The organism is Oleiphilus sp. HI0132, from assembly GCF_001635845.1.
The window spans coordinates 1-583 of the sequence record NZ_LWGJ01000284.1; the positions used below are offsets into that span (position 1 = coordinate 1).

Genomic DNA, 583 nt, shown 5'->3' on the forward strand with positions numbered 1-583 from the left:
CTTTGAACTGATCCATGATTAGGCTTTTATCCTGAGCCTTCATTCGCCCATGAACCAAGGCGACAACCAAACCTCCTAGCTGAGCTTGTAACCAGGCCAGGCTTTCCTCTGCAGCCTGACACTGCAGGGCTTCAGATTCTTCTATAAGAGTGCAAACCCAATAGGCCTGACAGCCGGCTTCACAAGATTTTCTAACCCGTTCAACCATTTCGGAGCGTCGACTATCTGGAATGGCAAAGGTTTCTATTTTTTGTCTGCCTGGGGGGAGTTCATCGATTACCGAGGTGTCGAGGTCGGCGTAGGCGCTCATTGCCAATGTCCGGGGTATGGGCGTGGCGGTCATAATGAGCTGATGTGGCACCAAACCGGAGTCTTGCCCTTTGTTTTTTAAGGATAAACGCTGGTGAACACCAAAGCGGTGTTGCTCGTCGATAATCGCCAGGGCCAAGCGTGAAAACTTCACTTCATCTTGAAACAAAGCATGTGTGCCGATGACGACTTGAGCATTACCCGATGCGATTTTTCCCAAGGCGGCTGCTCGGGTCTTGCCCTTTGACTTACCACTTAGCCATGCGATTTCTAT

General features: G+C 50.4%; 1 protein-coding gene. It reads right to left on the minus strand.

Going from position 1 to position 583, the window contains the following annotated elements:
• On the minus strand, nucleotides 1-583 hold a 583-nt coding region (locus A3766_RS30270), incomplete at both ends, for a DEAD/DEAH box helicase (RefSeq protein ID WP_369808596.1).